Origin of the sequence: Chlorobaculum sp. 24CR (assembly GCF_004118635.1) — a bacterium.
Lineage (GTDB): Bacteria > Bacteroidota > Chlorobiia > Chlorobiales > Chlorobiaceae > Chlorobaculum.
Window position 1 is genome coordinate 18,385 of the sequence record NZ_SDGU01000039.1, and the last position, 9,346, is coordinate 27,730.

Annotated in this window: 7 protein-coding genes; 5 read left to right on the forward strand and 2 right to left on the reverse strand. The window is 59.7% G+C overall.

Annotation, left to right across the window (positions count from 1 at the left end; genetic code table 11):
• Positions 1-153: 153 nt before the first annotated feature.
• Positions 154-1,590, reverse strand: a complete 1,437-nt coding sequence (locus EST62_RS08680; protein ID WP_245153562.1) for a lytic transglycosylase domain-containing protein — start codon at positions 1,588-1,590, stop codon at positions 154-156.
• 354 nt (positions 1,591-1,944) lie between these two features.
• On the reverse strand, positions 1,945-2,688 hold the full coding sequence (truA, locus tag EST62_RS08685) for a tRNA pseudouridine(38-40) synthase TruA (RefSeq protein ID WP_129051709.1): 744 nt from the start codon (positions 2,686-2,688) through the stop codon (positions 1,945-1,947).
• Between the two features lie 100 nt (positions 2,689-2,788).
• Here truA and EST62_RS08690 point away from each other — a divergent pair, with 100 nt between their 5' ends.
• The 5 genes from EST62_RS08690 (at position 2,789) to miaA (ending at position 9,084) form a co-directional block, all read left to right on the forward strand.
• Positions 2,789-4,717, forward strand: coding sequence for an alpha-amylase family glycosyl hydrolase (locus EST62_RS08690; RefSeq protein WP_167599263.1), 1,929 nt, complete (start codon positions 2,789-2,791; stop codon positions 4,715-4,717).
• A 37-nt stretch (positions 4,718-4,754) separates the two neighbouring features.
• Positions 4,755-5,669 carry a PfkB family carbohydrate kinase gene (locus tag EST62_RS08695; protein ID WP_129051710.1) on the forward strand — a complete coding sequence of 305 codons (915 nt, stop codon included), beginning with the start codon at positions 4,755-4,757 and terminating at the stop codon, positions 5,667-5,669.
• Positions 5,670-5,786: 117 nt separating this feature from the next.
• Positions 5,787-7,547 carry a sodium:solute symporter family protein gene (locus tag EST62_RS08700; protein WP_129051711.1) on the forward strand — a complete coding sequence of 587 codons (1,761 nt, stop codon included), beginning with the start codon at positions 5,787-5,789 and terminating at the stop codon, positions 7,545-7,547.
• Positions 7,547-8,140 (forward strand): nucleoside triphosphate pyrophosphatase, encoded by a 594-nt coding sequence (locus EST62_RS08705; protein WP_129051712.1) that lies wholly within the window; start codon positions 7,547-7,549, stop codon positions 8,138-8,140. Before EST62_RS08700 ends, EST62_RS08705 begins: the two co-directional genes overlap by 1 nt.
• A gap of 2 nt (positions 8,141-8,142) precedes the next feature.
• Entirely contained in the window at positions 8,143-9,084 is a 942-nt protein-coding gene (miaA, locus tag EST62_RS08710; protein ID WP_129051713.1) for a tRNA (adenosine(37)-N6)-dimethylallyltransferase MiaA, read from the forward strand.
• Positions 9,085-9,346: the final 262 nt, after the last annotated feature.

Below are 9,346 nucleotides of genomic sequence, written 5' to 3' on the forward strand. Positions count from 1 at the left end.
TAAAAAAACTGTCCGTACCCCAGAAATTACTGGACAAACGGCGCGCGCGAAAATTGAATGCTTAAGATAAAAAAAAACTTCAATGACAAGAAGAACTACCGGGAAACGAACGAATAATTAACCCGGATGGCTATCGGGCCGATTCCGGGAGGCTCACTTCTTGTGACGACCTTTGCCGGAACTCTTCTTTGCTGAACTCTTGCGCTTGTTGACCGCTCCGCCTTTCTTCCCTTTTTTCTTTCCGGAGTCCAGGAAAGACTTGCTCTTTGATTTCCCTTTTTTTCTGTCGAGCTTTCGGGATGAGGCTTTCGAGCGGCTGGAATCGCCTCCGGCCTTGAACACCACCAGCCTCTGACCCGACCTCAGCTTTGAGCTTTTCAGATTGTTCCAGTCAATAATCTGACTGACCGAGCAGCCATATTTGCGGGCAAGGCTTGAGAGCGTCTCCCTTTTCCGCACCACATGCACCTTCCGGCCCCGGCCACTGCTGATCACATCATCCCGCCGGTCGGCCTCCCTGACCATGGCATACAGGCGCGCCTTTTCGGCAACCATTTCCGGCTTGTATGCATAGATATCCCGCTCTTTTTCGAGGAACGGTCTGATGTATTGCTTGGGAAGCCTCATCATGTTGGGCCTGGATTCCGGAGCCGGTATGAGGCCTGCCTTGTATTGCGGATTGAGGAATTTGAGATCGTCCATCGTCACGCCGAGCGTCTCGTTCAACTGCTCGAAAGTAAGCGACTGATTGACCGGGACCCTGGCGGTTTCGGAATAGAGATAACCCGGCTGCGCAGGACGGATATTGTGCTCGCGATAGTAGTTCATGACGTAGGTCACGGCGATAAAGGCCGGAACGTAGCCTCGCGTCTCCTGCGGAAGGTAGGGCCAGATTTCCCAGTAATCGCGCGCGCCGCCAGCTTTTCTAATGGCTCTCTGCACGGCGCCGGGTCCGGCATTGTATGCCGCGAGCGCGAGAAACCAGTCGCCAAACATGTCGTGCAGGTCACGAAGATGCTCGCTTGCCGCCACGGTCGCCTTGGAGGGATCGTACCGGTCTTCGACGAACGACGAGGAGTGCAGGCCGTACATTTTGCCCGTGCCGCTCATGAACTGCCACAAGCCGCGCGCCCCGGCGCGTGATACCGCCGTAGGGTTCAGCGCGGACTCGACGATAGCAAGGTTCTTCATTTCGGGAGGAATCCCGTACTTCCTGAACGATTCGTCAAATAACGGAAAATAGATATGGGTCAGGCCAAGCACCTTCGAGACGAACTTCCGCTTGTCAACAGCATAGACGCGGATGTAACCCCTCACATGCTCGTTATAGACGAGATTGAACTGGCTGTTTCTGGCCAGCGCGGCAATTCTGGAAGCGTAAACCGAATCACTGAACTGGGGAATAAACTCTTTGGGAAGATAGTTGCTGTTGCTGCCGCCGCCCCGCTGACCAGGCGAAAAGCGGTCATCCTGAAAATAGGTGTTCGTCACAAGGCTGTCAAGCATCTCCGAAACACGCGAGGCTCGTGCGTTCGCTGTGCTGTCAGGCTCCGCGCCGAACGACACGGATGACAATGCGGCAACCTGCACGAATAGACAGACAACAAAATGCCTGAATGGTAAAAAACTTTTCACAAACCGGGCCGGTTTAACAAATGAGGTTGCTTGGGCACCCTCAGGTTCGAGACAATAAAGCATGATTCGGAAACATAACCAGAGAGCACCATTAATACAAGGAGCCTGTATGAAAGTGTATCGATGGCGGTCAGGAGATTGAGAAAAGGCCAATTGACAACCGAAACCGCAAGACGGCATCGACCGGCAAGGCGCAACGCTTCTCGCCAATCAAGCGCGGAGAGGCAGCTCATTGCCTACAGGCCTACAGGAGCATTCAATCATTTTCGACCCTTCACAATCCGATTTTCAACGACCAATTCTTCATTGTCAATATCTCACCTTCCAGAGAAAGAGACCTGCCGCGTCGGCGGGCTTCAGATCAGACGGGCGACAACCGCTTTCGAGCATCCGGGCGAACTCCTCCTCTTCGAGTCGGCCCATCCCGGCTTCGATCATGCCCGCCACCAGAAAGCGCACCATGCTGCGCAGAAAACGGTTCGCCTCGATGCCGAGAACGCAGAACCGACCGGAGCGGTACCAGCGGGCCTCCGAGACCGTGCAGAGGGTTCCGTGCTGGTCGGAACTCTCTTTCGAGAAGGCCGCGAAGTCGTGGGTTCCGGTGAGCAGCGTCGCCAGCCGGTTCATCGCGAAAAGATCCGGCTTGCCGTGACAGCATCCGGCAAAACGGCTGTCGATGGCCGAGGGGCGTTCGACGAGAAAGTAGCGGTACTCGCGCGAGGTGGCGCTGAAGCGGGCGTGGAACGACTCCGGCGCTTGCCGCATCGAGGTGATGCGGATCGTCGGGGGCAGAAGCGAATTGGCCGAGTGCATCAGGCGGCTCGTCGGCATCGGCGAACCGGTCGTGAAGCTCGCCACCTGCCCACGGGCGTGCACCCCCCGGTCGGTTCTGCCCGCTCCGTCGATGCCGACCGGCTCCTGCGTGATCCGCCTGAGCACCCGCTCGATCTCCCCCTGCACGGTCAGCACTTCGCCCGGCTGGCGCTGCCAGCCCGAGTAATCGGTTCCGTCATACTCGATCTGCATTCTGATGGTTCTCATCGATCCCGCCATATTTCCACACCCCTTCGATCGTTCCGCTTATCTTTCCACGATAATAATTATCTTGAGCGAAATTTTCGCTTTCTCGATTCACAGAAAACCGGCAGACAGCTTGACCATCCACTCCCTCGACCTGCTCATCGCATCGCTTGAAAAAGCGAGACGCGAAAGCACTTCGCCCGGCTACGCCGTGCCGAACCTCTGGCGCAACGGCGCAACCGGCATTTCAGTGGTCGATCCTTTTGACTATTTCAGCGAAACCCTCGACGCCATCGGCAACGCGCCGCCCGCCAAGCTCGACGCCGGGCCTGAAGAGTCCGGCTGGAGCGCTTCGGCCATAGTCTATAACCTTTTCGTCCGCTACGATGCAGCGTTCGACCACAACCGCGACGGGCAGATCGGCACGGACGCGCTGGCGGAGGGGTTCCGCGAAACAGGCACTTTGCTGAAGGCGATCACGATGCTGCCCTACATCCGCCGAATGGGCGTCAACACGCTCTACCTCCTGCCGCTCACCAGCATCGGCTCGGTCAACCGCAAGGGTTCGCTCGGCTCGCCGTATGCGATCAAAAACCAGTACCGGCTCGACGAAACCCTCGGCGAACCGGCGCTCGACCTGTCGCTCGAAACGCAACTGAAAGCGCTCGTCGAAGCGGCGCACCACCTCGGAATGCGAGTCGTCTTCGAGTTCGTCTTTCGCACGAGTTCCATCGACAGCGACTGGATCGAACAGCATCCGAAGTGGTTTTACTGGATCAAATCCAGCGAGGGCCTGCCGCCCTACGCCGCTCCGGCGTTCGAGGACGACAAGCTGACCCGCATTTACGAGCAGGTGGACAAGCACGATTTCCACGAGCTTCCCGAACCTGACGAGGCCTACCGCAACCGTTTCGTTCCGGCTCCGGAAAAGCTGGCGCTTGGCGAGCATGGCTACAGCGGCGCGACGGCGGACGGCGAACCGTGCGTCATCGCCAGCGCCTTTTCGGACTGGCCGCCGGACGACCGCCAGCCGCCGTGGACCGACGTCACCTACCTGAAGCTGCACGATTCGCCGCGCTTCAACTACATCGCCTACAACACGATACGGATGTACGACGAGGCGCTCGAACGCCCGGAGTTCCGCGCCTCGGCGCTGTGGCGGGAGATCACCGGCATCATTCCGTGGTACCGCGAACAGTTCGGCATCGACGGCGCGATGATCGACATGGGCCACGCCCTGCCGCCAGAGCTGAAAGCCTCGATCGTGGCCGAAGCGCGCCGTGCCGCACCGGAGTTCGCCTTCTGGGACGAGAACTTCGACCCGTCGCCGAAGCTGAAGGAGGAGGGCTTCAACGCCGTGTTCGGCTCGCTGCCCTTCGTGATTCACGACGTGCTCTTCATCAAGGGGCTGCTCAACTTCCTGAACCGCAACGGCGTGGCGATCCCGTTTTTCGCCACCGGCGAAAATCACAACACGCCGCGAGTCTGCCACAATCTTGCGGGCAAAGAGGCCGGACGCCGCCGCGCGCTCTTCCTCTTCACGCTCGGCGCGGTGCTTCCGGCCATGCCGTTCATCCATTCAGGGATGGAAATCTGCGAGTGGCAGCCGGTCAACCTCGGCCTGAACTTCACCGACGACGACCGTGAGCGCTTCCCCGCCGAGAGCTTGCCGCTCTTCGCTCCCGCCTCCTGCGACTGGGCGGAGTCGAACGGCCTGGAGCCACTCTGCGACGACATCCGCAAGGTGCTCGCCATCCGGAGCCGCTACTTCGAGCTTGTCCGCTGCGGCGACAAAGGCTCGATCACGCAGCCCTACATCTCCGAGACACAACTGTTGACCGTCATGCGCAAATCGGGCGGCAGGAATCTGGTGTTCGCCGGAAACAGCAACTTCGAGGAACCGGTCACCGGCACGATGGAGTTCGGCCAACAGGAGATGGAACTCGAAGAGCTGATCTCGGGGCGGACGCTGACGGTCACCGACCACAAGCTCGTGATCGATTTCGCTCCCGGCCAGTGCGTCTTGTTCGAGCTGCCGGACACAACAGAAGAGCAATGCTGACAATTTTTCCACTAAACCATTTAATTATCATCACATCATGTCACTTCTCGTCATTGGATCCCTCGCTTTCGACGACATCGAAACCCCCTTTGGCCGCTCCGACAACACCCTCGGCGGCTCATCGACCTACATCGCACTGTCGGCCAGCTACTTCACCGACGAGCCGATCAGGATGGTCGGCGTCGTGGGTTCCGATTTCGGAAAAGAGCACTTCGACCTGCTCCACTCCAAGAACATCGACACCAAGGGTATCCAGGTTGTCGAGGAGGGCAAAACCTTCCGCTGGGCAGGCCGCTACCACTACGACATGAACACCCGCGATACGCTCGACACGCAGTTGAACGTCTTCGCCGCCTTCGATCCGCACGTCCCGGCGCAGTACCGCGACGCGAAGTATGTCTGCCTCGGCAACATCGATCCCGAGTTGCAGCTCAAGGTGCTCGACCAGATTGACGCTCCCGAACTGATCGTGTGCGATACGATGAACTTCTGGATCGAGGGCAAACCCGAAGAGCTGAAAAAGGTGCTCGCGCGGGTCGATGTCTTCATCGTCAACGACAGCGAAGCGCGCCTGCTCTCCGGCGAGCCGAACCTGGTCAAGACCGCGCGCATCATCCGCGAGATGGGACCGAAAACCCTCATCATCAAGAAGGGCGAGCACGGCGCCTTGCTCTTTACCGACAACGGCATCTTCGCGGCCCCGGCCTTCCCGCTCGAATCGATCTACGACCCGACCGGCGCGGGCGACACCTTCGCCGGAGGCTTCATCGGCCACCTGGCCCGCTGCGGCAGCAAGAGCGAAGCCGAGATGCGCAAGGCCGTGCTCTACGGCAGCGCCATGGCCAGCTTCTGCGTCGAGCAGTTCGGCCCATACCGCTACAACGAACTCGACCTGCTCGAAGTCGATGACCGCTACCAGAGCTTCCTTGAGCTGTCGCGCATAGAGGCATAATTTTCCAGCGGGGCGACTGGTTTTACGCCGCCCCTGGCTTTTCTCCTATAGGTCGTATAGGACTTATACGACCTATAGGACTTATATGCCCTATTCTTCCTAACCCAACACCCACACATGCCGCAACTTACCACTCTGGATATTGCCTTCATTGCGGGGTATCTGCTGTTGACCCTGCTGGTTGGCCTGTTCTTTTCGCGACGGGCCTCTGAAAACGTCGGCGAATTCTTTCTTTCGGGGCGCAAGCTGCCGTGGTGGATCGCGGGCACCGGCATGGTGGCTACGACGTTCGCCGCCGACACGCCGCTCGCGGTGGCGGGGTTCGTGGCTAAAAACGGCATCGCTGGGAACTGGGTGTGGTGGACCTTCGTGTCTGGCGGGATGCTCACTGTCTTCTTTTTCGCGCGGCTCTGGCGGCGGGCAAACATTTTGACCGACCTCGAATTCATCGAACTGCGTTACAGCGGCAAGGCCGCGAGCTTTCTGCGCGGTTTCAAGGCGCTCTATTTCGGCCTGTTCATCAACGCGGTCATCATCGGGTGGGTAAACCTGGCGATGTTCAAGATCATCACGATCATGATCCCCGGCCTCGACCCGCAGCTCACCATCGTCGCTCTGGTGATTTTCACGACGATCTACTCCGGCATGTCGGGCCTCTGGGGCGTTTCGATCACCGACGCCGTGCAGTTCGTCATCGCGATGGTCGGGTGCATCATCCTCGCCGTGCTGGCGGTCAACTCACCGCAGGTCACAGCGGCTGGCGGGCTGAAAGAGGCGCTGCCCGGCTGGATGTTCGACTTCTTCCCGTCGTTCTCCTCGACCGTAAACAGTTCTCAGACTGGAGCTTACGCGCTTCCCTTCACCGCCTTCGCCGCCATGGCGTTCGTGCAGTGGTGGTCGTCGTGGTATCCGGGGGCGGAGCCGGGCGGCGGCGGCTACATCGCCCAGCGCATGATGAGCGCCAAAGACGAAAAAAACTCGCTGCTGGCCACCCTCTGGTTCACCATCGCCCATTACGCTATCCGCCCGTGGCCCTGGATCGTGGTCGGCCTGGCAAGCCTCGTGATGTTCCCTGACCTGCCCGCCGCCCAGAAGGAGGATGGCTTCGTGCACGTCATGAACGCCGTGCTGCCCCCGGGGCTGAAAGGCCTGCTCATCGCAGCCTTCATGGCGGCCTACATGTCAACGCTCTCGACCCACCTGAACTGGGGCACGAGCTACCTCATCAACGACCTCTACAAGCGCTTTTTCAAGCCTGAAGCCGACCAGAAGCACTACGTACTCGTCTCGAAAATCGTGACGGCGATCACGGCGATCTTCGCGCTTTACATCACCTTTTACGTGCTGGAGACCATCACCGGCGCGTGGGAGTTCATCATCCAGTGCGGCGCGGGCACGGGCTTCGTGCTCATCATGCGCTGGTTCTGGTGGCGACTCAACGCCTGGTCGGAGATCAGTTCGATGGTCGCACCGATCGTGGCCTACACCTGGATCAGCCAGTTCACTGCGATCGAATTCCCTGAGTCGATCTACATCATCGTGCTCTTCACGATTGCCGTAACCCTCGCCGTCACCTGGCTCACCAAGCCAACCGACCGCGAAAAGCTGCACGCCTTCTACCGCACCACGCGGGTCGGCGGAGCGCTGTGGAAACCGGTGGCCGACGAACTGCCTGACGTCAAAGGCGATACCGGCTTCCCCGCTCTCTTCGCCGACTGGTTTTTCGGCATCGTGCTGGTTTACGCCATGCTGTTCGGCACCGGCAAGCTGATCTTCGGCGAGCCACTCACCGCCGCGCTCTACTACGCCGCCGGAGCGGTCGCTGGCGCGATGATCTTCCGCGACCTGTCGAAGAGAAACTGGAAAACGTTTGATTGATGACCGGACGCCGCAAACTCATCCTCGCCTCGCAATCGCCGCGCCGCAAGGAGCTGCTCGCGCTGACGGGCATTCCGTTCGAGACCGCCTCGGTCGGGATTGACGAGACCTTCGATCCGGCGCTGTCGATCGAGGAAAATGTGATGGAAATCTCCAGGCAAAAGGCCGAAGCCCTCCTGCGCACCTTGCCGGAGGCTGACGCCGGAGCGGTCGTGCTCGGCTCGGACACCACGGTGGTGCTCGACGGCGCGGCGCTCGGCAAGCCCGGCGACTTCGATCACGCCTTCGAGATGCTCTCGGCGCTGCAAGGCCGCAGCCACGAGGTGCTCACCGGCTTCTGTATCGTGCACGACGGGGAGTCGATTGCCGACTACGCCCGCACCGTCGTCGAATTCGGAGCGATGACGCCCGCCGAAATCACCCGCTACATCGAACTGATGCAACCCTTCGACAAGGCCGGATCGTACGGCATCCAGGATCCGCTGCTCGCCTGCTTCGTCACCGGCATTGACGGCTGCTACTACAACGTCGTCGGCCTGCCGGTCTCGAAGGTCTGTGCCGCCCTCAAACCGCTCTTCCCCGCCGAAAGCTGACGATGAGCCAGAAACCTGTCCTCGTGCTGCTCGGCCCCACCGCCTCCGGCAAAACCGAGCTGGCCTTCCGGATCGCCCGCAAAACCGGCGGCGAGATCATCTCGGCGGACTCGCGCCAGATTTACCGGAGCATGGACATCGGCACCGCCAAGCCGCCGAAGTGGATGCTGGAGGAGATAAAGCACCACTTCATCGACGAAAAGGAGATCGGCGAACCCTTCAGCGCCGGAGATTTCGCGGAGCAGGCGACGGAGCGGATCCGGGAACTACGTCAGCGCGGCATTACGCCCATCGTCGCGGGCGGCTCGACGCTCTACCTCGAAGGGCTGCTCAAAGGCTTCGCCGAACTGCCGCCCGCCAATCCGGAAATCAGGGCGCGGCTGAAGCGCGAGCTTGAGCGACACGGCGCGGAAGCGCTCTACCGCCGTCTCGAAGCGCTCGACCCGGAACAGGCAAAAACGCTCGACCCCACCAAGAGCCAACGACTCGTCCGAAGCCTCGAAATCATCGAAATTACGGGCGCAACCGTCACCGCCCTGCAACGCAAAACCTCCGGCCCGCCGTCCGGCATCGACTTCACCGTCATCGGCCTCGATCAGCCACGCGAGCTGCTCTACGAGCGCATCAACCGCCGCACGACAGCGATGATGCAGGCCGGACTCGAAGCCGAAGCCCGCCGTCTTTTCGACAAGTATGGCGACCAGTGGCGCAGCAAAACCCTCAACGCCCTCGCCACCGTCGGCTACCGCGAACTTTTCGAGCACTTCGAGGGACGGCACGACCTCCAGACCGCCGAAGCCCTCATCGCCCAACACACCAGAAACTACGCCAAACGGCAAATGACTTTTTTCCGCAACCGGCTGAATGTCGAATGGGTACCTGCGCCAGTTGACGAAGCCGGGATAGACGCGCTGGTTGAGGAGCTTTGCCGGCGGATCGGGTGAAGCATTGAAACACCAAACAAGGCTCGTAATCATCATACGAAAGCGAGAACAAGACTGCCGACAAGAGAGGTAAGCTTTGTCAACAGGGTGACTGCGTCATGGGCTGTTTGAAGCGATGCTGCATCGGCTTTGACCTTTTTCGACGCGGCCTCAAGGTCTTTGGCAAGCGAATAAAGGATCCTCGAAGCAGAGCTTCGAGGTATTTAGAAGAGTTGGAGCTGCTGTGAATGCAACTTTTTATACTCAATTTCTCGACCTTGAC